Consider the following 19,872-nt stretch of genomic DNA (forward strand, 5'->3'; position numbering starts at 1 on the left):
GAACCCAAATGCAACGAGTTGTGTAAATTATCGGTTACTGTTACAGATAGGCTGAAGGTAAAAAAAAACCTGCGCATCTGCGCAGGCTGGTGTAATTCTAGTGATCAACCCGAAAGTTGATTTCACCTATCAATACCTCTGGGATCTCAACTCTAGCAATCTGCTCAGTTCTCTCACCAGCGAACAATCGCAACAGCACATCGCAAAGTGTAAGCAAAAATTAGCATTTTCTATTTTCTGTCTTACTTCGCTCGTGTGCGCTCACATTTGCGACGTTCTGACGGGCAATCTGCTTGAACAGCCAGCCATTTTCCGTAACACTGACGGAATGTAAGCGTTTACCCACAACAGGTACTATCATGGCGACCATAAAGGATGTAGCCCGACTAGCTGGTGTATCAGTCGCCACCGTTTCTCGAGTGATTAATGATTCTCCTAAAGCCAGCGAAGCATCGCGCCTGGCCGTAACGAGTGCAATGGAATCACTCAGCTACCACCCCAACGCCAATGCGCGTGCGCTGGCACAACAATCCACTGAAACCATCGGTCTGGTGGTTGGAGATGTGTCCGATCCATTTTTTGGGGCAATGGTTAAAGCTGTCGAGCAGGTGGCGTATAACACCGGTAATTTTTTACTGATTGGTAACGGCTACCATAACGAACAGAAGGAACGACAGGCGATTGAACAGCTCATTCGCCACCGCTGCGCAGCCCTTGTTGTCCACGCGAAAATTATCCCGGATGCTGAGCTGGCATCACTCATGAAGCAAATCCCCGGCATGGTATTGATTAACCGAATTCTGCCGGGATTCGAACAACGCTGCGTTGCCCTTGATGACCGTTTCGGCGCCTGGCTCGCGACCCGACACCTCATTCAGCAGGGCCATACGCGCATTGGTTATCTGTGCTCCAATCACACGATTTCAGATGCGGAAGATCGTCTGCAAGGCTATTACGACGCGCTGGCAGAGAGCAATATTCCTGTCAGCGATCGACTAGTAACGTTTGGTGAACCAGATGAAAGCGGCGGTGAGCAGGCCATGACCGAGTTACTTGGCCGTGGCAAAAACTTCACTGCGGTAGCCTGCTACAACGACTCAATGGCGGCTGGTGCCATGGGCGTATTGAATGATAACGGCATTGATGTGCCGGGAGAAATCTCGCTGATTGGTTTTGATGATGTGCTGGTTTCCCGCTACGTGCGCCCGCGTCTGACCACGGTGCGCTACCCGATCGTGACGATGGCAACCCAGGCTGCCGAACTGGCGCTCGCGCTGGCGGAGAAGCGTCCCGTGCCTGAAATTACCCACGTTTTTAACCCAACTCTGGTGCGTCGCCATTCCGTTTCGACGCTGACAGAGCCGGGGAATTCATCGTCAAACGATTAACCAGGATAGCGTTATGACTACGATGTTGGACGTTTCACGACACGCAGGCGTCTCAAAAGCGACCGTTTCGCGCGTACTGAATGGCACGGGTCAGGTAAAAGAGAGCACGCGCCAGAAAGTGTTTAAGGCCATGCAGGCACTTGATTATCGGCCTAATTTTTTAGCGCGCTCTTTGGCAAACCGCACCAGCAACAGCATTGGTCTGGTAGTTTCCACATTTGATGGATTCTACTTTGGCCGCCTGCTGCAACAGGCTTCACGCCAGACGGAATCTCACGGCAAGCAGTTGATCGTCACCGACGGCCACGACACATCAGAGCGTGAGCAGGAAGCCGTGCAAATGCTGGCGGACAGGCAGTGCGACGCCATTATTCTCTATACCCGCTATATGAGTGAAAAGGCGATTATGTCGTTGATGAACAGCATTGCTATGCCCTTGCTGGTCATCAACCGTGATGTCAGCCAGGCCCGCGATCGCGCAATTTTCTTTGAACAGGAAGACGCGGCCTATCAGGCGGTCAATTATCTGATCTCGCAGGGCCATAGCGATATTGCTTGTATCACTGTGCCTGGCCATACGCCTACCGGTAAATCACGCCTGATGGGGTATCGTAAAGCGCTGGAAAAAAACGGTATTCCCTGGGATCCCGATAAGGTCAAATACGGCGACTCCACGATGACGCGAGGCTATGAGGCCTGCCGTGAACTGCTGGAGGAAGGGGTGAAATTTAGCGCCCTGTTCGCCTGTAACGATGACATGGCATTAGGCGCATCAAAAGCGTTACATCAGGCCGGGCTAAGGATCCCAACGGACGTCTCACTGTTTGGTTTTGATGATGCGCCGAGCGCCAAATGGCTGGAGCCGGGGCTGTCTACCGTTTATCTACCGATTGATACCATGATAACCACGGCAATCGACCAGGCTATCCGGCTGGCCAACGGCGAGAGCGTCGAGCCAATCCCACCGTTCACCGGCAAACTGGTACTACGTGACTCAGTAACGCTCGGGCCATACTTTAAGTAATCAAATGCCGGATGGCGGCGCAGTTAATCTTGTAGGCCGGATAAGCGTAGCGCCATCCGGCATTTCACAACGCTGTAATCAGATTAATTCCAGCGCTAACAGCTCATCAATGGTCTGGCGACGGCGAATCAGCCGCGCCACGCCGTTATCGAACAAAACTTCCGGCAGCAGCGGACGGCTATTGTAGTTTGACGACATTGACGCGCCGTACGCCCCGGTATCATGCAGCACCAGATAATCGCCCGGCACCACCGCAGGCAACAGTCGGGTTTCCACATTTCCGCCCTCCTGCTGGGTAAACACATCGCCAGATTCGCACAGCGGCCCGGCTACCACGGTTTCCCGTTGCGGGGTGTGTTCCAGAGAGCGACCATCCCCTGCCAGCGCTGAGATATGGTGATAACTACCGTACATGGCCGGGCGCATTAGATCGTTGAAGCCCGCATCGATCAGCACAAAGTGGCGGCTACCCATCTCTTTTACGCTACGTACCTGCGCCACTAACACACCGGCTTCCGCGACCAGAAAACGACCCGGCTCTATCTCAAGTGCGACCGGGTGGCCCAGGTGTTTAGCAATCTGTTCACGCGCAGCGTTCCACAATCCAAAGTAGTGATCGGTATCGATCGCCTCTTCCCCTTCGCGATACGGGATTGATAAACCACCGCCCGCGGAGATCGCCTCCAGATCCTGACCAAATTCAACCACCTGGCGCACCATTGCGCCGCACACCTGCTCCAGATGGCCGTAGTCTACGCCGGAGCCGATATGCATATGAATCCCCACCAGCTTCAGCTTATAGCGCTGAATCACCTCCAGCGCCGCGGGAAGATCGCTATACCAGATCCCGTGCTTGCTGTTTTCGCCGCCGGTATTGGTTTTCTGACTGTGCCCATGCCCAAAACCAGGGTTTACGCGTAGCCACACACGATGGCCCGGCGAGACCTGGCCCAGTTGCTCCAGCATATCCACCGACCCGGCATTTACCGGAATGCGCAATTCATGCACCCGCGCGAGCGTCGCTTCATCAATCATATCGGCGGTAAAGACGATTTCATCTTTCCCCGGTACAAAGCCTGCCGCCAGCGCACGTTCAATTTCGCCAAGCGAGACGGAATCAACCTTCACGCCCTGCTCGCGCATCAGGCGCAAAATATGAATATTCGAACATGCCTTTTGGGCGAAACGCACCACGTCAAACTGACTCAATTTGGCAATCTGCCCGCGGATAATCTGAGCATCATAGACCCACACCGGGCAGCCGAATTCGGCAGGCAGGCGCAGCAGGTTGTCGGCGGTCAGGTCAGTGTCAGTACTATTGAGTGGGCGTGGCATGGTGTGCTCCGGTATTGGCTTTTTTATGATTACGCCACAGCCCGAAAAGAATAAAAAATATCGTTTTATCGTGAGTCTATGCAAAAATGATATGGATTGATTCATTCGAGGATTGCCCATGCCCGCCGTTAACCTGCGACACATCGAAATTTTTCACGCCATCATGACGGCAGGTAATCTGACAGAAGCCGCGCGCATGCTACATACCTCGCAGCCCACCGTCAGCCGGGAACTGGCCCGATTCGAGAAAGTGCTGGGATTAACGCTGTTTGAACGTACGCGTGGCCGACTGCACCCAACCGTGCAAGGGTTACGTCTGTTTGAAGAGGTGCAACGTTCGTGGTATGGCCTGGACAGAATTGTGAGCGCCGCCGAAAGCCTGCGCGAGTTTCGCCAGGGCGAATTGTCGATTGTTTGCCTGCCGGTATTCTCACAGTCTTTTTTACCGCCGCTGCTGCAGCCATTCCTCGCTCGCTATCCACAGGTCAATATTCAGATAGTGCCGCAGGAGTCACCGCTGCTGGAAGAGTGGCTGTCGGCGCAGCGCCACGATCTGGGGTTAACGGAAACGCTGCATACGCCTGCCGGAACGAAACGCACCGAATTGCTGGCGCTGGATGAAGTGTGCGTGCTGCCTCAGGGCCATCCGCTGACTAAGAAAGCGGTGTTAACGCCGCAGGATTTTCAGGGAGAAAACTACATCAGCCTGTCGCGCACCGACAGCTACCGTCAGCTACTGGATACCCTGTTTAATGAGCACCAGGTGAAGCGCCGCATGGTGATTGAAACCCATAGCGCCGCTTCAATTTGTGCAATGGTACGGGCAGGCGTGGGGATCTCGGTGGTGAACCCACTGACCGCGCTGGATTACGCCAGCAGCGGAGTCGTTATCCGCCGCTTCAGTATTTCGGTCCCCTTTACAGTCAGCCTGATTCACCCGCTTCATCGCCCCGCCTCGGCGCTGGTTGATGCTTTTACGGCGCATCTGCAGGCCCATCTACCGAGGCTTATTGACCCGCTGGAGGCTATTTTGCATCCGCAGCCGAAAGCATAAACGCCACCGCATCTTGCGCATGGATTGCCGCGGTGTCGAAAACCGGTAGTGGGCTTAGCTCGGTGGGAACCAGCAGACCAATCTCGGTACAGCCAAAGATAACCCCTTGCGCCCCCTGTTTCGCCAGTTGGTCGATGACGCCCAGGTAATAATCGCGGGAAGCCTCGCTGAATTCACCGAGACACAGCTCATCGAAAATAATCTGGTTTATTTTCTGACGATCATCAGCTTCAGGGATCAGCGTGCTAATGCCGAATTCAGTCTGTAAACGCCCGCGGTAAAAATCCTGCTCCATGGTGTAACGCGTACCCAGTAGCGCCACGTTGCTCATTTGCTGCTTTTGTATCGCCCGCCCCGTCGCGTCGGCAATATGCAGAAACGGCACATCACAGGCGCTTTCAATCGCCTCAGCAACTTTGTGCATGGTGTTGGTACACAGCACAATTCCTTGCGCCCCGGCTTGCTGTAGCCCTGTGGCGGCCTGCGCGAGGATCTCACCGGCTCGCTGCCAGTCACCGCTTGACTGGCAGACTTCAATCTCGTGAAAATCCACGCTGTGCAACAGAATCTGCGCAGAATGCAGGCCGCCCAGACGCTGTTTTACGCCTTCATTAATGAGTCGATAATAAGGAATGGTAGATTCCCAGCTCATACCGCCTAACAGACCGATCGTTTTCATCATTTCCCCTGACTCGTTGTTGTCTCTCCAGTGAACCAAAGATGTGATCAACTTTCCACATCTGTTGGCGTGCATTTCTTTTTTTAATTTTCTGATATAGGTTTAATGAAACATTGTTTTAATTAATTACAGGAAGGCCGGATGTTTATTTTTCATAAAGAGACCACGCTTGACGATCTGGGCAATGGCGTTACCCGGCGCATTCTTGCTCACGGCGGTAACATGATGGCGGTTGAGGTGAACTTCGAGCAAGGCGCAATCGGCCCGATGCACAATCATCCGCACGAGCAGCTGACTTACGTGTTGTCCGGTGAGTTTGAATTTACCATCGGCGAAGAGAAACATATCGTTAGGGCGGGCGATACTCTGTATAAACAGCCCAACATTATGCATGGCTGCGTCTGCTTAAAACCGGGAACGCTGTTGGATACCTTTACCCCAATTCGCGAAGATTTTCTGCACGGGTAAGGTGCTAAATAAAAAAGCCGGGTCGCGTTGACGCTTTCCCGGCCTGTAAGAGACTCCACTCGCAGGCCGGACAAGGCTGAAGCGCCATCCGGCATGGTTGTCTGACTTACACCCCAATATCTCTTAACTTCTCGCCCGCCATCAGCTTACGTTCGATATGCTCCAGCGTGACGTTTTTGGTTTCTGGAATCAGCCAGAACGTAATACCAATAAATACGACGTTCAGCGCAGTATAGAGCCAGAACGTACCGGCGGCGCCAATGCTGTCGAGCAGGGTCAGGAACGTTGCGCCAATGATCATGTTCGACACCCAGTTGGTGGTGGTGGAGCAGGTAATACCAAAATCACGGCATTTCAGCGGCTGAATTTCCGAACACAGAATCCACACCACCGGCGCGGCGCTCATTGCATAGCCTGCAATACACATCATCGTCATGCCAACTGACAGCCAGGATAGTCCACTGGAAGCCGTGCCGTTATCAAACTGCATCAGGCAATATCCGAGCACCAGCGTCCCGATGGCCATTACGCTGAAACCAATTTTCAGCGCCGGTTTACGTCCTGCTTTGTCGACCGTGAAGACGGCAATAAAGGTAGCGAACATAAACGTTAAGCCAACTACCAGCGTGGCAATCATCTGCTGCTCTGTGGTAGTAAAACCCGCCATTTTAAAAATGCGCGGCGCGTAGTACATGATGATGTTCATCCCGGTGAACTGCTGCATCGCCTGCAGTAACATTCCGAGGAAAACCGCGCGACGCACGTTACGGTTAATTTTAAACAGCGCCCACCCCCCCTGCTTTAGCTTCAGGCTTTCACGGATTTCGTTCAGCTCATCGCGGGCTTTCTCTGACGTATCGCGCAACATGCGCAGTACTTCTTCAGCTTCGATGTGGCGACCTTTCTCCGCCAGCCAGCGCGGGCTGTTGGGCAAGAAAACAACCAGAATAATCAGCAATACAGCCGGAAGCGCCAGCACGCCAAGCATAGCGCGCCAGTTACCGCTGTAGCTGAACGCGGTATCGGACAAAAAGGCCAGAACGATGCCCAGCGTCACCATCAGCTGATACATACTGATCATCTTGCCACGCACGTTTTCGCTGGCCATTTCGGAGAGATAGAGCGGTGCGGTGTAAGACGCGATCCCCACCGCAACGCCCAGCACCACGCGGGCAAAAATGAGCATTTCTACGCTGGAGGCAAACGCCGAGCCCAGAGATCCGACGACGAAAAGGATCGCGCCCGCCATCAGGCTGTATTTGCGCCCCAGGCGGAATGACAACCAACCGTTAAACAGCGCACCAATTGCCGCACCCAGCATCATGCTGCTTACCACCCACTCCTGCAGGCGGCTGGTCAACACAAAGTGATCGGTGATAAAAGGCAACGCGCCAGCAATCACGCCAATATCCAGGCCGAATAACAACCCTGCGACAGCCGCAGAGATAGAAACAAACATATTCATACGTCGCGTATCGCGCACTGGGCGCGGCGCTAAAGCAGCATCATTATTTATTGAGACCATTTTTTCCTGCCAGATACAGAGTAACCATGCCATTGAAAGTAAGGGATCCCTTGCAGGAAGCGTCAGGCGGGAAACGGCAAAAACATGGATTAAATAGCTACACCACTTGGTTATGTGATGGATATTCCAATTTTAAAATTTACCGACAATCACTCAATTAAATTTAATTCATTGATATTAAAGAATATTAAAACAATAAATTTATACGTATGAAATTTAATATGGAATAATTTATAACCACAATATGGATTTTAATGATCCGAATATAAAAAAACCCTGCCAGAGGGCAGGGTTTAACGGTTCTGGAAAGCGAATTAACGTGCCAGCCAGCCGCCATCTACTGCAACGGTATAGCCGTTGATGTAGTCAGATGCGCTGGACGCCAGGAACACGACAGGCCCCATCAAATCGCTCGGCAGACCCCAACGACCCGCCGGGATACGATCGAGGATCTCTGCGCTACGTTGCTCATCAGCACGCAGCTGTTGAGTGTTATTCGTCGCCATGTAACCCGGTGCAATCGCGTTGACGTTGATGTTATGTTTTGCCCACTCGTTCGCCATCAGACGGGTAACACCCATTACGCCGCTTTTAGACGCGGTGTAAGACGGCACGCGGATCCCGCCCTGGAAGGAAAGCATAGAGGCGATATTGATAATTTTGCCGCCGTTACCCTGAGCGATAAAGTGCTTCGCCGCGGCCTGAGACATAAAGAACACGCTCTTAATGTTCAGGTTCATCACGTCATCCCAGTCTTTTTCGCTGAAGTCGATCGCATCGTCACGACGAATAAGACCCGCGTTGTTGACCAGAATATCGATATGGCCGAATTCTGCCACTGCGCGCTCCAGCAGTGCCGGAATACCATCGATTTGACGCAGATCGGCGGTCAGGCTTAAAAAACGGCGGCCCAGTGCGGTCACGCGTTCGATGGTTTCTGTCGGTTCAACAATGTTGATACCGACGATATCGCAGCCCGCTTCAGCCAGTCCCAGCGCCATACCCTGACCCAAACCTGTGTCACAACCGGTCACAACGGCGACTTTACCTTCAAGAGAGAATGCATTCAAAATCATTGTAAATCCTTAATTTTTTATAATGCCCGCCGCAGCAGGCACGGCTGTCGCCCGCAACTAGCGCAGATCTTTTACTGCAACATGGTCCATATCATCAAAGACCTGGTTTTCGCCGACCATGCCCCAAATGAACGTATAAGCTTTTGTGCCGACACCGGAGTGAATAGACCAGCTTGGAGAAATCACCGCCTGCTCGTTGTGCATCACAATATGACGCGTTTCCTGAGGCTGACCCATCATGTGGAAGACGCAGGTGTCTTCTTCCATATTGAAATAGAAATAGACTTCCATACGACGTTCATGGGTATGACACGGCATGGTGTTCCACAGGTTACCCGGAGCCAGCTCAGTCAGACCCATGCTCAACTGGCAGGTTTCCAGAACATCCGGCACAAAGTATTTGTTGATGGTACGACGGTTACTGGTGAGGTCATCACCCAGCGTCACTGGCGCAACGTCTGCAGGCGTGACTTTCTTAGTTGGGTAAGTCGTGTGTGCCGGCGCGCAGTTGTAGTAAAACTTCGCCGGTTTCGCCGTATCAATACTGGCGAATACCACTTCTTTTGCCCCTTTTCCGACGTACAGCGCGTCGCGATGGCCAATTTCATAGCACTGGCCGTCAACGGTAATCGTGCCCGGGCCGCCGATATTGATCACACCCAGCTCACGACGTTCGAGGAAATAGGTTACGCCCAGCTGTTTGCCGACTTCGCCACCCACAGAGACGGTTTTGGCCACTGGCATAATGCCGCCAACAATGATGCGGTCGATGTGGCTGTAGACCATGGTGTATTCATCTGCGACAAACACTTCTTCGACCAAAAACTCATTACGCAGCCCCTGAGTGTCCAGGGTTTTCGCATGCGCACTATGGATGCTTTGTCTTACGTCCACATTTACCTCCAGTGATAAATTGACCGTGAATGCTTAAACGAATAGCAAAACGCTGTTCCGTTTTATCTTATGCGCTCATGATATCCCTCCCTGAATGTGTTTTCAATTATAACTAAAACGATGTTTCACTTTTTCCGCATCTTATTATCAAAAGTGTAAGTGCGATCACGCTAGCGCATATAAATCGCAAAAATGGTTTCAATAAAATCATTTAAAACAATTAGATAGATAAAAATACAAAAGAGTAGATCATTAGTGGCAGGGATAAGATATTGAAAATACAGCCAGGCTCATACGTCATTCACACACCTTTTCTAACAAAGTGCGCTATCAATCACATGAAATGAAACAACGTTTTGATATGTTGGCAGGGTTTAGAGTGTATGTTTCTGTAACTGGCCTTGCCCTCCTGCTGGAGGGCTTTTTTATAGAGGAAGAGATAACACGGCAGAAAACTGTTCGAGAAGAAAAATATATACCCTAAATAATTCGAGTTGCAGGAAGGCGGCGACGCAGCGAATTCCCCGGAGCGTACATAAGTACGTGACTGGGGTGAGCGAGTAAAGCCAACGCACATGCAGCTTGAAGTATGACGGGGATTAGTCTCGTTCGATAGCGAGCGCCACCCCCTGACCACCACCAATACACAGTGTTGCCAGGCCCTTGTGCGCCCGACGTTTCACCATTTCATGTACCAGCGAAACCAGAATACGACAGCCAGAAGCGCCAATCGGATGGCCGAGCGCAATGGCCCCGCCGTTCACATTCACCCGCCGTTCATCCCACTCCAGCATTTTCCCAACGGATAATGCCTGCGCGGCGAAGGCCTCATTAGCTTCGATAAGATCAACATCAGCCAGTTGCCAGCCCACACGCTCAAGGCAGCGGCGTGTTGCATACACTGGCGCAATCCCCATGAGCGCAGGGTCGACTCCGACGCTGGCAAAGGCGCGAATACGGGCCAACACAGGTAAGTTAAGTTCCTGCGCCTTGGCCTCGCTCATCATCATCACCGCAGCGGCACCGTCGTTGATGGATGACGCGTTACCCGCCGTTACCGAACCGAGTCTGTCAAAGGTAGGATCCAGACGCGCCAGCCCCTCGGCGCTGGCATCGGTACGCGGTTGTTCGTCGGTATCCACCACGAACGATTGCCCGTTACGCTGTGTTACCACCGGCACGATTTCATCTTTAAAGCGTCCGGCATCAATTGCCATCCGCGCTTTGTGCTGCGAGTGTAGCGCGTAGGCATCCTGCAATTCGCGGCTGATTCCGTATTCTCGCGCCAGGTTTTCCGCGGTAACGCCCATGTGATAGTCGTTGAAGGCATCCCACAGACCGTCATGTACCAGGCTGTCGACCAGCTGGCTATTCCCCAGCTGTGCGCCAGTGCGGCTATCGGTAAGGACATGCGGTGCACGGCTCATATTCTCTTGCCCGCCCGCAATCACAATGTCGGCTTCGCCACACTGGATAGCCTGGGTCGCCAGATGCAGCGCTTTCAGACCCGAGCCACAGACATCGTTAATGGTGATGGCGGAAACGGTGTTGGGTAGCCCACCATTGATGGCAGACTGACGCGCAGGGTTCTGCCCGGCACCTGCGGTAAGCACCTGTCCGAGGATCACTTCATCCACAGCGTGAACGTCCACGCCCGTGCGTTCCAGTAACGCCTTGACCACCATGCTGCCTAACTCAACGGCAGAGTGGCGTGCCAGCGTCCCCTGGAAGCAGCCAATCGGTGTCCTTAATGCCCCGACGATCACAACCTCTTTCATCACTACCTCAGCGCAAAATAACACCGCAATAGTAGATGATTGTTAAAAATAGTTATCAAGGTTGTTTAAAAACGGTGATTTTTATCACAAAGGAAATTCGTATCACTTATTGGTCATCTGAACGCCACTCTGCTGTAAATGGTCACGCAGCCAGCTTCCTGCCACACCAGGCGGTGATTTCTTATTCCACAACAGATCGATAGAGATAGCCTTTGGCCAGCCAGGCATCTTTAATTGCACCAGTGGTTTTTCTGCCGCAAATTCCTCCACCAGCGCACAAGGGAGCGCGCACCAGCCGAATCCCTGAACAGCCATACTTAGCAATAACAGGTAGTTAGGAGCAGACCAGACGGGACCGCGCGCCACGTTGGTGCCGCTTTCCAGATAGGTATTCAAGCGCAGCTCGCGCCAGGTGTGTAGCTGCTCCCACTGCAGTTTTTCTTGAGCCGCGAGCGGATGCGACGCTGCAACGTATAATCCCATCCAGGTTTGCATCGGCAGACGCGTAACGCCCATGTCGGTCGGGTAATCCTCCCGCGCCTCGATCAACCCCACCTGAGCACGTCCTTTTTGCAGCAGATCGATCACGTCTTCATCTTCACCAATCAGGCATTCAAACTCGGTATGGGGAAACTTGCGATCAAACTGCACCATCAACTCTTCCAGCACATCCGGATGCAGCGTGTCAGACAGCACAAAGGTCAGACGCGCCTCAGTTTCACCCGACAGCGAGATCGCCGCCTCATCAAGACGTTCGCTGGCCGTCAGAATAGCCTGCACATAGCCCAACACCCGCTTACCTTCCTCGGTCAGCGTTGGCTGGCGGGATGAACGGTCAAACAGCGCAAAACCAAGATCGGCTTCCAGATGCGCAATGGCCGTACTGATAGTGGACTGGCTTTTACGCAACCGCCGGCCCGCCGCAGAAAATGAACCGCAGGAAACGGTCTCCACAAATGCCGTTAATGCTTCAGGAGAATAACGCATGAACTATCTACTTTATCGATGGATACTATCTTTTAGATATCACATAAAACGATAAAATTGCCACCATTCCGTTATCCGGGCATCAAAGAAGGTTTTAGGTTATGCAACACGATACTGTCCAACGCCGCTCGTTAGTTGAGCGTATTTTTCATGCCGTCTGCTTTGAAGGCATTGCCACCGCGATCCTCGCACCAACCACCGCATGGTTGATGCAGCGCTCGGTACTGGAAATGGGCGGACTGACCATTCTTCTCGCCACCACTGCGATGATCTGGAATATCATTTATAACGCCCTGTTTGACCGTTTGTGGCCGTCGCACCTGGTAAAACGTACGGCGAAAGTGCGAGCATTTCACGCCTTAGGTTTTGAGAGCGGTTTTATTGTGATCGGGGTGAGCATCGTGGCGTATGTGCTAAACGTCAGCCTGGTTCAGGCATTCACGCTGGAAATAGGTTTCTTCCTGTTCTTCCTGCCGTACACCATGTTCTATAACTGGGCTTATGACACGTTACGCGAGCGCGTTATGAAGCGCCGCCAGCAGCGCGTTACTGCCTGATAATTAAAATAATAGTCGGAATCTTCTCGGTTCCGACTATTGTCCCATTCACTCGCCCTCTTGTTCACACCTCCCCCAGCCCCTGCCATTTGTGGTAAATTGCGCTTCTTTTTGTTTATTTTATAGTTGATACGTTCAAATAATGTCGAAATTTTGGTCAAAAGAAGAGACTCTCTGGAGCTTCGCACTATATGGGACTGCCGTCGGCGCAGGAACCCTCTTCCTCCCCATACAGCTGGGTTCTGCAGGCGCGGTGGTATTGTTTATCACCGCACTCGTCGCCTGGCCTTTAACCTACTGGCCGCACAAGGCGCTGTGCCAGTTTATCCTGTCCTCAAAAACGTCGGCTGGTGAAGGGATCACTGGCGCAGTTACTCACTACTACGGCAAGAAGATTGGCAGCCTGATCACCACCCTCTATTTTATTGCCTTCTTTGTGGTGGTGCTGATTTACGCCGTAGCGATAACCAATTCACTCACTGAACAGCTGGCAAAACATATCACTATCGATCTGCGGATCCGCATGCTGGTCAGCTTTGGCGTGGTGCTGGTGCTGAACCTGATTTTTCTGATGGGCCGACAAGCCACTATTCGGGTCATGGGCTTTTTGGTGTTCCCGCTCATCGCGTACTTTTTGTTCCTTTCGCTCTACCTGACCGGAAGCTGGCAGCCAACGCTACTCACCGGCCAGATGTCTTTCGATCAGCACACGCTTCATCAGGTTTGGATATCTATTCCCGTGATGGTTTTCGCTTTTAGCCATACGCCAATTATCTCTACGTTCGCCATCGACAGACGAGAGAAATACGGCGAGCAGGCCATGGGTAAATGCAAAAAAATCATGAAGGTAGCCTACGTTATCATCTGCCTGAGCGTACTGTTTTTCGTCTTCAGCTGCTTGCTTTCGATTCCGACAAACTATATCGAAGACGCGAAAAATGAAGGCGTGACGATTCTTTCCGCGCTGTCGATGATGCCAAACGCACCGGCATGGCTGTCGATTTCCGGGATCATCGTTGCCGTTGTCGCGATGTCAAAATCGTTCCTCGGCACCTACTTTGGCGTGATTGAAGGGGCAACGGAGGTAGTAAAAACATCGTTGCATCAGGTGGGTGTGAAGAAAAGCCGGGCCTTTAACCGCGCTCTGTCCATCATGCTGGTCTCGGCTATCACGTTTATCATCTGCTGCATTAATCCTAATGCCATTTCAATGATTTACGCGATAAGCGGCCCGCTGATTGCCATGATTCTGTTTATCATGCCGACATTGTCTACCTATCTGATCCCGGCGCTGAAGCCGTACCGTTCAGTGGGTAATCTGATCACCCTGATTGTCGGTCTGCTGTGCGTATCTGTGATGTTTTTTGGCTAGAACGTGTTGTTTAACGGCTCATTCTCCTGAAAGTGGGTGCGATGTCGTTCAGTTAACGACTCAATTTCAGAAAGTTTCAACCTGTGTTGGCGGAAGTAATGACCATGCTATCTCAGAGAAGGGTTCCGTTCACCTCATGTTCATCGTTTCTCTGAAGCACCGATTCCTGTGAACGTGCAAGGGAGGCTCACCGCCGTCTCCCTTGCAACCCAGGCTCCCGGCGGGATTGTAAAGGGCGTGGCGAAGAACGCCCTTTACACGTTCACGGGTATCTGTGCTTCAGATAAATGACACTGCTGAGGTGAACGGAACCCTGAGCAAGAAGAACATGTTCACCCTGCATGCTTAACTGGACAGTATTGAACGTGGATGAGCCGTTAAACTGACTTATTTGATGTACGAATCCAGCACTTTCAGGACCACATCCAAATCCTCTTCGCGCTTAATTTCATCGCCCTGATGCACAATGTGCTCGGTCAGATGACCTTTAATCACTTCACGCATTAATCCGTTTACTGCCCCGCGGATCGCCGCTATTTGCTGCAATACTGCCGCGCATTCATGCGGTTCATCCAGCATGGTTTTCAACGCCGCTACCTGCCCCTGAATCTTGCTGGTTCGGGCTTTCAGCTTTTGTTTGTCGCGGATCGTATGTGACATAACTTTACCTTTTTAACGTCTGGCTGTAGGGACAATACCATCGACATTCTACTGGGGGGTAGTATTTGATACTGGGGGGGAGTAGAATCAGGCGAAATTAAACAACTAAGAATCATTCTCATGGGTGAGTTTTCTACGCTTCTTCAGCAAGGTAACGCCTGGTTTTTCATTCCCAGCGCGATTCTATTGGGTGTGTTACACGGCCTGGAGCCGGGGCATTCCAAGACGATGATGGCGGCCTTTATTATTGCCATTAAGGGGACCATCAAACAGGCGGTGATGCTGGGGCTGGCAGCAACGCTGTCGCATACCGCCGTGGTATGGCTGATTGCGCTCGGTGGGATGTATATCAGCAAAGCGTTTACTGCCCAGGCCGTTGAGCCATGGCTGCAGTTTGTCTCGGCGATTATTATTCTCGGGACCGCATTCTGGATGTTCTGGCGAACCTGGCAGGGAGAGCAGAACTGGCTGGCCCAGATGCATCACGACCACAATCACGAGCATCACCACCACCATGATCATGATGACCATCACCGCCATCATCATGACCACGATGACGATCATCATCATCATCACGAACACGAGCATAATCACGACCATGCCGCACTGGCAGGACTCACCGAAGGATCGAAAGAGTATCAGGATGCCCACGAACGGGCGCATGCCACCGATATTCAGCGCCGCTTTGCGGGCAAAGAGGTCACCAACGGCCAAATATTATTGTTCGGTCTGACCGGCGGGCTAATCCCGTGCCCAGCCGCCATTACGGTGCTGCTAATTTGCATCCAGCTCAAAGCCTTCACGCTGGGCGCGACCATGGTACTGTGCTTCAGCCTCGGGCTGGCGCTGACGCTGGTAACGGTGGGCGTGGGAGCGGCAATCAGCGTGCAGCAGGCGGCCAAACGCTGGAGCGGATTTAACACGATGGCCCGCAAAGCACCCTATTTTTCCAGTGTGCTCATTGCGATGGTCGGCTTATATATGGGGATTCACGGCTATATGGGGATCGTCGGTTAACGCTAAGAGAGCGCAGCAGCGCTTGCCGCTGCGCGAAAAACCAGACTAGCTTGCGACATTCCCCCACACCAGTTGCCCTTTATGGAAAGTCGCGGTGCGTGGGGAAATTCGCGCGACCGCTTCTGCCGAACAGGAGGCATCCACCAGCACAAAGCTGGCTTCATCCTGCGCTTTCGGCCAGACGCGCTCACCTTTATCGTTAAGCGGCAACACATCGCCGGTGGCGAGGAACAACGCCCGCGACAGGTTGAGTTCGTTGGGGCGAATATAGAGCTGCGCATACAGATTTGCCTTTTCCAGCATGTCGCCCAGCCCGTACGGCGACCAGTGATCAATTACGCTGTCGGTTCCGGTAATCACTTCCACGCCTTTATCGCGCAACTGCTTGAGCGGCATGTGCAAGGTGCCGATCGGCACCGTCGAGGCAATGGTAATCTGCTGTGCCGCCATGCGGCTCGCCAGCGCATCCACCTGCTGTTCGTTCAGCGTTGCCAGCGCAAACGCGTGGCTGATGGTCAATTTGCCCTTTAATTGCGGCGTTTTCTCCACCGTTTCCACCATGTAATTCACCGCCGCCACGCCCGCCGGGCTGGTTTCATGCAAATGGATATCCACGCTTTTATCGTAATCCAGCGCAATCTGGAACATGGTGTCGAGAGATTTTTCCATCGCCCCATCGACGCTGGTTGGGTCCAGACCGCCGACGTAATGCGCTCCCGCCTGCATCGCTTCACGCATCAGCGGTTCAGATTTTGATAACAGCAGGCCATGCTGCGGAAATGCCACGATTTCACAGGCAAAACCCGACTGACGACGCGCCAGTACCGCCTGCAGGTTTTCGAGATTTTTCAGCCCGGAAACCGGTTCTATGTTGCAGTGGCTGCGGGCGATCGAGGTGCCTTTTGATTGCAGCAGATCGATCAGCTTTTCTGCGCGCTCCTGCGTATAAGGCTGGAGTTCAGGCAGCAGCTTTTGTTCCAGGCGGATCATATCCTGAATAGTGGTGCCAGCCGGACGGTTCAGCGAACGCCAGGGGCCACCGTAAAAGGTTTTATCCAGATGGATGTGCATGTCGCGCATGGCGGGCAGCATCAGCTTTCCACCCGCATCGTAGTGCGGCAGCGTCGCATCCGGATGCTGCTTATTCTCGCGCAGCGCAACGATTTTTCCGTCCTGGATTTCAACGGTTTGCAGCGCGGTACGGGTGTGCACCACCACCGAGTTTTCGTAATCAAAGCCCGCTTCCAGCAGGACGTTATCCAGGTAATAGTGTTTATCGTTAATCGTCATTGTGCTCTTCGACCCGCAGGTGTTCCCGACAGGATTAGCAGCATACGCGACCGGAGCAACCGCGCCAAACAGCGCGGCAGCGGTCACCATTTTTCCGCTCTGGCTTAAAAATTCACGGCGGCTGTTACTTTCCTTCATTCACGTCTCCTCTCAGGAATGGACAATATGGGTGCCCGTTTCGCCGCGCAGTGCGGCAGGCAGGCATTCCGGCGTGGTGATGATCACTCGTTTACCGCCACGCTCCAGAAACGCCAGGCTGGCAACGATCTTGGGTAACATGCTGCCAGGCGGGAAATGTCCCTCCTGCATGTAACGGGTCATCGTTGCGACATCCACCGTATCCAGCGCCTGCTGGTTGGGTTTGCCAAAATGAATACAGACCTGCTCGACGCCGGTGGTGATCACCAAAATGTCGGCGCGGATCTCCTGCGCCAGTAGCGCCGTGGAGAGATCTTTATCAATCACCGCGTCCACGCTCTGGTAATCCCCTTGATCGCTACGCACCACCGGGATCCCGCCGCCGCCCGCGCCAATAACCACAAAGCCTTGCTGGGTCAGCGTTTTGATCGCCTCCGCCTCGACAATGCGCTTCGGTTGTGGAGAGGCGACTACCCGACGGTAGCCGCGCCCCGAATCCTCAACAAAGCGCCAGCCCGGATTGACCCGCAGCAGTTCATCACGCTGCACTTCGCTAAAGAACGCTCCAATGGGCTTGGTCGGATTAGCGAAGCCCGGATCGTTTTTGTCGACCTCCACCTGCGTGACCACCGTAACTGCCCTCTGCTCACCGCGCCGCGCCAGACGGTTATTCAGCGCCTGTTGGATCAGATAACCGATACCGCCCTGCGTATCGGCAACGCAGTTTGCCAGCGGGGTAAGCGGCAGCCCTTCACGCTCGTGCGCGATTTCCGCACGCCGCAGATCCAGCCCTACCTGTGGCCCGTTACCGTGCGTCAGCACAATGTTGTAGTCCGATGCCAGCATCTCCAGCACCGTATCCGCTACCGCTTTCACCGCTTCAGCCTGGTGTTCAATCGACTGGCTGGCGTTATCTTTGATAATGCTGTTGCCGCCAATGGCAACGACCACAAGTTCTTTCATAGTGTTATCTTCCGCTTGCAGGCAATTCAGGTCGTTTTCGTCGGTTCCTGCTCAGGCGCAGTCACCGCTTCACGGCTATCAAGAACATGCTTGAGGACAAACATGCCGCTCATCATCAGGTAGGCCACAACAAACATCATCGAGCTGCCTTCCGCAAAGCCAACCGCCGGAGAGTGGATCACGCCAAACAGCGATAACAGCGCGCCAAAGGCTGCGGCAATCGCGCCGCGCAGCGGCTTGTTCATAATGGCGAAGATAGCGACGCAGCCCCACAGCATGCTGGCCAACGGCGCGCCGCTTCCCAGATGCACCAGTCCGTCGTAATAGACACCTTTGCTGTGCAGCAAGTCACTACCCAGTTTCCCCGCGGAAGTTCCGGCGGCACCCATCACGCTGTTGACGATGGTCAATGCCCAGTTGGCGATCCACGGGAACAGACAGATGAAGATAACGGGAACCTCGACTTTGGGCGTTTCTCGCACCACCTGGTTGGCGGTCACCACGCCGATAAACACCAGAATTGGCACTATCGCGGTCATCGGAATAATGGCGAGCATAAACGCGCCCAGCCCAAACAGCGGCACCAGGAACATGGTGATGCCTGAAGCGAGGGTATAGCCGATGCTGGCCCCCATCGCTTTCCAGCCCGCATGCCCAACATATACGGTCACCGGGAACGGGTTACCCAGCATGCAGCCGAGCATGGAGGCAAAGCCGTTCGCCATCATGACCTTACGGGTGTTGTACTCATCCCCCGCCGCGTGCGCACTTTCAATGTTCTCAAGGTCAAAAATGTAGTTCGCCAGGCCCAGAGGAACAGCAGAAGCCAGATACGGCAGTGCGTGCGGCAAACCTTGCAGGAAGCTGTCGACATGAATTTCCGGCGGGTTGAAGCCAAAGGAAGACATCGACGCTTTAATGGCTTCCGGGCTTTGTAAACCGGAGATCCACGCCAGGGCCGTACCGGCAATCAGCAGCAGTAAACCGGTAGGAATACGGGCAAAAATCGGCTTCTTACCGAACCAGTTAATGAAGATCAGCAACAGGACGATGAAAGAAACCGTCGGCGCTTCGAATGCCTGCAGCATCGGGTTCATCGCCAGCAGCAACAGCCCCAGGCCGGACAGACAAGAAAGCAGTACCGTACGCGGGATCATCTTGCGGATGGTCTCGCCCAGGAAGGAGCCGCCGACCAGGATCAACGCTTCGACAAAGCACCACACCAGGGCTATCTGGATAGCGAAGTTGGCATCTTTGGTTTGCTGATAAACCGGCATCAGCACCAGGAAGGTCACGGTGAAGATTGACGGTGCACTCGGTCCGGACGGCAGCGCCGTTACGTCGTTACGCCCGGTGTGCTTAGCCATCTGCAGACCAAACCAGGCGTAGCAGACGCTGGCCACCAGCACCGCCAGACCAAAGGCAGGCGCAATACGACCGTAGACAATTTCGGTAGGGATCCCGACGACAAAAATGAGTAGTCCCATCATTGTCAGCAGGTTAGTCAGGTTGTTGGTCATCAGCCCAAAGTAAGCCGCCCAGTCACCACGTTTCCATTCTAGTTTTATGCTGTTCATGGAATATCCTTAACAGGTTAAGCATCGTTTGCGATCGCGGAGATCGCCCAGCCCTGCAGGTAAGCAACGTTTTTCGCTTCGCTACTGTGG

Annotated in this window: 18 protein-coding genes; 7 read left to right on the forward strand and 11 right to left on the reverse strand. The window is 53.3% G+C overall.

Annotated features, from left to right (window positions below; all coding sequences use genetic code 11):
• Positions 1-359: 359 nt before the first annotated feature.
• Both galR and OGX86_RS20165 read left to right on the forward strand, forming a co-directional pair.
• On the forward strand, positions 360-1,388 hold the full coding sequence (galR, locus tag OGX86_RS20160) for an HTH-type transcriptional regulator GalR (protein WP_003033945.1): 1,029 nt from the start codon (positions 360-362) through the stop codon (positions 1,386-1,388).
• A 13-nt stretch (positions 1,389-1,401) separates the two neighbouring features.
• Positions 1,402-2,412, forward strand: coding sequence for a LacI family DNA-binding transcriptional regulator (locus OGX86_RS20165; protein ID WP_286640529.1), 1,011 nt, complete (start codon positions 1,402-1,404; stop codon positions 2,410-2,412).
• Positions 2,413-2,490: 78 nt separating this feature from the next.
• Here OGX86_RS20165 and lysA read toward each other — a convergent pair whose 3' ends face one another.
• Positions 2,491-3,747: a diaminopimelate decarboxylase gene (gene lysA, locus OGX86_RS20170; RefSeq protein ID WP_286640531.1), complete on the reverse strand. Its 1,257-nt coding sequence runs from the start codon at positions 3,745-3,747 to the stop codon at positions 2,491-2,493.
• A 118-nt stretch (positions 3,748-3,865) separates the two neighbouring features.
• On the opposite strand from lysA, the gene OGX86_RS20175 reads away from it, so the two are divergent.
• Complete coding sequence (locus OGX86_RS20175; RefSeq protein WP_008785717.1) at positions 3,866-4,801, forward strand: LysR family transcriptional regulator; 936 nt, start codon at positions 3,866-3,868, stop codon at positions 4,799-4,801.
• On the opposite strand, the gene OGX86_RS20180 is transcribed toward OGX86_RS20175, so the two are convergent.
• Positions 4,773-5,480 (reverse strand): aspartate/glutamate racemase, encoded by a 708-nt coding sequence (locus OGX86_RS20180; protein ID WP_136392529.1) that lies wholly within the window; start codon positions 5,478-5,480, stop codon positions 4,773-4,775. The two genes, OGX86_RS20175 and OGX86_RS20180, sit on opposite strands and share 29 nt — an antisense overlap.
• Positions 5,481-5,621: 141 nt before the next feature.
• Between OGX86_RS20180 and OGX86_RS20185 the strand changes: the two genes are divergently transcribed.
• Positions 5,622-5,948: a cupin domain-containing protein gene (locus OGX86_RS20185; RefSeq protein ID WP_003825583.1), complete on the forward strand. Its 327-nt coding sequence runs from the start codon at positions 5,622-5,624 to the stop codon at positions 5,946-5,948.
• A 106-nt stretch (positions 5,949-6,054) separates the two neighbouring features.
• Here the strand turns inward: OGX86_RS20185 and araE are convergent, their stop codons facing one another.
• The 5 genes from araE to OGX86_RS20210 form a co-directional block, all read right to left on the reverse strand.
• On the reverse strand, positions 6,055-7,473 hold the full coding sequence (gene araE, locus OGX86_RS20190) for an arabinose-proton symporter AraE (RefSeq protein ID WP_003033926.1): 1,419 nt from the start codon (positions 7,471-7,473) through the stop codon (positions 6,055-6,057).
• A 314-nt stretch (positions 7,474-7,787) separates the two neighbouring features.
• Positions 7,788-8,549, reverse strand: coding sequence for a 2-dehydro-3-deoxy-D-gluconate 5-dehydrogenase KduD (kduD, locus tag OGX86_RS20195; RefSeq protein WP_003033923.1), 762 nt, complete (start codon positions 8,547-8,549; stop codon positions 7,788-7,790).
• Positions 8,550-8,606: 57 nt separating this feature from the next.
• Positions 8,607-9,443 carry a 5-dehydro-4-deoxy-D-glucuronate isomerase gene (kduI, locus tag OGX86_RS20200; RefSeq protein WP_048215619.1) on the reverse strand — a complete coding sequence of 279 codons (837 nt, stop codon included), beginning with the start codon at positions 9,441-9,443 and terminating at the stop codon, positions 8,607-8,609.
• 599 nt (positions 9,444-10,042) lie between these two features.
• Positions 10,043-11,221 carry an acetyl-CoA C-acetyltransferase gene (locus OGX86_RS20205; RefSeq protein WP_032944867.1) on the reverse strand — a complete coding sequence of 393 codons (1,179 nt, stop codon included), beginning with the start codon at positions 11,219-11,221 and terminating at the stop codon, positions 10,043-10,045.
• Positions 11,222-11,323: 102 nt separating this feature from the next.
• Entirely contained in the window at positions 11,324-12,208 is an 885-nt protein-coding gene (locus OGX86_RS20210; protein WP_048225412.1) for a LysR family transcriptional regulator, read from the reverse strand.
• 101 nt (positions 12,209-12,309) lie between these two features.
• On the opposite strand from OGX86_RS20210, the gene OGX86_RS20215 reads away from it, so the two are divergent.
• Both OGX86_RS20215 and OGX86_RS20220 read left to right on the forward strand, forming a co-directional pair.
• Positions 12,310-12,765: a multidrug/biocide efflux PACE transporter gene (locus OGX86_RS20215; protein WP_008785723.1), complete on the forward strand. Its 456-nt coding sequence runs from the start codon at positions 12,310-12,312 to the stop codon at positions 12,763-12,765.
• 142 nt (positions 12,766-12,907) lie between these two features.
• Positions 12,908-14,137, forward strand: coding sequence for an amino acid permease (locus tag OGX86_RS20220; RefSeq protein ID WP_003825569.1), 1,230 nt, complete (start codon positions 12,908-12,910; stop codon positions 14,135-14,137).
• A gap of 387 nt (positions 14,138-14,524) precedes the next feature.
• On the opposite strand, the gene rcnR is transcribed toward OGX86_RS20220, so the two are convergent.
• Complete coding sequence (rcnR, locus tag OGX86_RS20225; protein WP_003825567.1) at positions 14,525-14,797, reverse strand: Ni(II)/Co(II)-binding transcriptional repressor RcnR; 273 nt, start codon at positions 14,795-14,797, stop codon at positions 14,525-14,527.
• A gap of 120 nt (positions 14,798-14,917) precedes the next feature.
• Here rcnR and OGX86_RS20230 point away from each other — a divergent pair, with 120 nt between their 5' ends.
• A complete protein-coding gene (locus tag OGX86_RS20230; RefSeq protein ID WP_048225418.1) occupies positions 14,918-15,814 on the forward strand; it encodes a nickel/cobalt efflux protein RcnA in 897 nt (298 codons plus the stop codon).
• A 45-nt stretch (positions 15,815-15,859) separates the two neighbouring features.
• On the opposite strand, the gene OGX86_RS20235 is transcribed toward OGX86_RS20230, so the two are convergent.
• From OGX86_RS20235 to OGX86_RS20245, 3 genes are read right to left on the reverse strand one after another with little or no spacing between them, the layout of a single operon-like run.
• Complete coding sequence (locus OGX86_RS20235) at positions 15,860-17,242, reverse strand: amidohydrolase family protein (protein ID WP_286640534.1); 1,383 nt, start codon at positions 17,240-17,242, stop codon at positions 15,860-15,862.
• 12 nt (positions 17,243-17,254) lie between these two features.
• Positions 17,255-18,205, reverse strand: coding sequence for a carbamate kinase family protein (locus tag OGX86_RS20240; protein WP_286640535.1), 951 nt, complete (start codon positions 18,203-18,205; stop codon positions 17,255-17,257).
• Between the two features lie 26 nt (positions 18,206-18,231).
• Positions 18,232-19,782 carry a hypothetical protein gene (locus tag OGX86_RS20245; protein WP_003825560.1) on the reverse strand — a complete coding sequence of 517 codons (1,551 nt, stop codon included), beginning with the start codon at positions 19,780-19,782 and terminating at the stop codon, positions 18,232-18,234.
• Positions 19,783-19,872 lie beyond the last annotated feature (90 nt).

This window comes from Citrobacter sp. Cpo040 (assembly GCF_030332915.1).
In the GTDB taxonomy this organism is placed as follows: Bacteria; Pseudomonadota; Gammaproteobacteria; order Enterobacterales; family Enterobacteriaceae; genus Citrobacter; species Citrobacter portucalensis.

Bases quoted from the DNA above. Each gene is read 5' to 3' on its own strand.
- galR (WP_003033945.1), top strand. From the start codon at position 360: ATGGCGACCATAAAGGATGTAGCCCGACTAGCTGGTGTATCAGTCGCC.
- OGX86_RS20165 (WP_286640529.1), top strand. From the start codon at position 1,402: ATGACTACGATGTTGGACGTTTCACGACACGCAGGCGTCTCAAAAGCG.
- lysA (WP_286640531.1), bottom strand. From the start codon at position 3,747: ATGCCACGCCCACTCAATAGTACTGACACTGACCTGACCGCCGACAAC.
- OGX86_RS20175 (WP_008785717.1), top strand. From the start codon at position 3,866: ATGCCCGCCGTTAACCTGCGACACATCGAAATTTTTCACGCCATCATG.
- OGX86_RS20180 (WP_136392529.1), bottom strand. From the start codon at position 5,480: ATGAAAACGATCGGTCTGTTAGGCGGTATGAGCTGGGAATCTACCATT.
- OGX86_RS20185 (WP_003825583.1), top strand. From the start codon at position 5,622: ATGTTTATTTTTCATAAAGAGACCACGCTTGACGATCTGGGCAATGGC.
- araE (WP_003033926.1), bottom strand. From the start codon at position 7,473: ATGGTCTCAATAAATAATGATGCTGCTTTAGCGCCGCGCCCAGTGCGC.
- kduD (WP_003033923.1), bottom strand. From the start codon at position 8,549: ATGATTTTGAATGCATTCTCTCTTGAAGGTAAAGTCGCCGTTGTGACC.
- OGX86_RS20205 (WP_032944867.1), bottom strand. From the start codon at position 11,221: ATGAAAGAGGTTGTGATCGTCGGGGCATTAAGGACACCGATTGGCTGC.
- OGX86_RS20210 (WP_048225412.1), bottom strand. From the start codon at position 12,208: ATGCGTTATTCTCCTGAAGCATTAACGGCATTTGTGGAGACCGTTTCC.
- OGX86_RS20215 (WP_008785723.1), top strand. From the start codon at position 12,310: ATGCAACACGATACTGTCCAACGCCGCTCGTTAGTTGAGCGTATTTTT.
- OGX86_RS20220 (WP_003825569.1), top strand. From the start codon at position 12,908: ATGTCGAAATTTTGGTCAAAAGAAGAGACTCTCTGGAGCTTCGCACTA.
- rcnR (WP_003825567.1), bottom strand. From the start codon at position 14,797: ATGTCACATACGATCCGCGACAAACAAAAGCTGAAAGCCCGAACCAGC.
- OGX86_RS20230 (WP_048225418.1), top strand. From the start codon at position 14,918: ATGGGTGAGTTTTCTACGCTTCTTCAGCAAGGTAACGCCTGGTTTTTC.
- OGX86_RS20235 (WP_286640534.1), bottom strand. From the start codon at position 17,242: ATGAAGGAAAGTAACAGCCGCCGTGAATTTTTAAGCCAGAGCGGAAAA.
- OGX86_RS20240 (WP_286640535.1), bottom strand. From the start codon at position 18,205: ATGAAAGAACTTGTGGTCGTTGCCATTGGCGGCAACAGCATTATCAAA.
- OGX86_RS20245 (WP_003825560.1), bottom strand. From the start codon at position 19,782: ATGAACAGCATAAAACTAGAATGGAAACGTGGTGACTGGGCGGCTTAC.